Here is a 1,426-nt window from a genome sequence, read left to right as displayed (position 1 = left end):
CTTGCCGTACTCAAGTACAGCCTGTGGCTAGTTTCCTAGTTTGCTCTTTGATTTTTATTGAGTATAAGAACTTATAAAAAGTGAGGGAAAACCCTCGAAATTATAAATAGAAAGAGTGAATCTTATGCTCCAACAACTAGTAAATGGTTTGATTCTAGGTAGTGTTTATGCGCTGTTAGCCCTAGGATATACCATGGTTTACGGAATTATCAAGCTCATCAACTTCGCCCACGGTGATATTTATATGATGGGAGCCTTTATCGGTTATTTCTTGATTAATTCTTTCCAAATGAATTTCTTTGTAGCTCTTATTGTAGCTATGTTAGCGACAGCCATTCTTGGTGTCGTGATTGAGTTCCTTGCTTACCGACCTTTGCGTCACTCTACTCGTATTGCTGTTTTGATTACAGCTATTGGGGTTTCTTTCCTATTGGAATATGGGATGGTCTATCTGGTTGGTGCTAATACCCGTGCCTTCCCTCAAGCGATTCAAACAGTTCGCTATGATTTGGGACCAGTTAGCCTAACAAACGTGCAGTTAATGATTTTGGCCATTTCCTTGATTTTGATGATTTTGTTACAAGTCATTGTCCAAAAGACTAAGATGGGGAAAGCCATGCGTGCAGTATCCGTAGATAGCGATGCAGCGCAATTGATGGGGATCAATGTAAACCGTACTATCAGCTTTACCTTCGCTTTGGGGTCAGCTCTTGCGGGTGCGGCTGGTGTTCTGATTGCCCTTTATTATAACTCTCTTGAGCCTTTGATGGGGGTTACTCCAGGTCTTAAGTCTTTCGTTGCCGCAGTACTTGGTGGTATCGGAATTATTCCTGGTGCGGCTCTTGGTGGCTTTGTGATTGGTCTATTGGAAACCTTTGCGACAGCCTTTGGAATGTCAGACTTCCGTGATGCCATTGTTTATGGAATCCTGTTGTTGATCTTGATTGTCCGCCCAGCAGGTATTCTTGGTAAAAATGTGAAAGAGAAGGTGTAAACGATGAAAGAAAATTTAAAAGTTAATATTCTATGGTTACTCCTTTTGTTAGCTGGCTATGGCTTGATTAGTGTATTGGTTTCAGTTGGAGTACTAAACCTATTCTATGTACAGATTTTACAACAAATTGGAATTAATATTATTCTGGCTGTTGGTCTCAACTTAATCGTTGGTTTTTCAGGCCAATTTTCACTTGGTCATGCTGGTTTCATGGCGATTGGTGCCTATGCAGCAGCTATTATTGGTTCTAAATCACCAACCTACGGTGCCTTCTTTGGAGCTATGCTTGTAGGGGCTTTGCTTTCAGGAGCAGTTGCCTTGCTTGTCGGAATTCCAACCTTGCGCTTGAAGGGGGACTATCTTGCGGTAGCGACTCTAGGTGTTTCTGAAATTATCCGTATCTTTATCATCAATGGCGGAAGCCTTACAAAT

Annotated in this window: 1 protein-coding gene and 1 pseudogene; both read left to right on the top strand. The window is 41.6% G+C overall.

The window, feature by feature from the left end:
* Nucleotides 1-124: 124 nt before the first annotated feature.
* The gene (locus tag QZ359_RS04005) at nt 125-994 is read left to right on the top strand and encodes a branched-chain amino acid ABC transporter permease (protein ID WP_000941427.1); all 870 of its coding nucleotides are present in this window, start codon (nt 125-127) and stop codon (nt 992-994) included.
* A 3-nt stretch (nt 995-997) separates the two neighbouring features.
* Nucleotides 998-1,426, top strand: a pseudogene (locus QZ359_RS04000) (branched-chain amino acid ABC transporter permease); the annotation flags it as partial.

The organism is Streptococcus sp. (assembly GCF_019414905.1).
GTDB lineage: Bacteria > Bacillota > Bacilli > Lactobacillales > Streptococcaceae > Streptococcus.
This window is presented reverse-complemented; position numbering and strand designations above follow the sequence as displayed.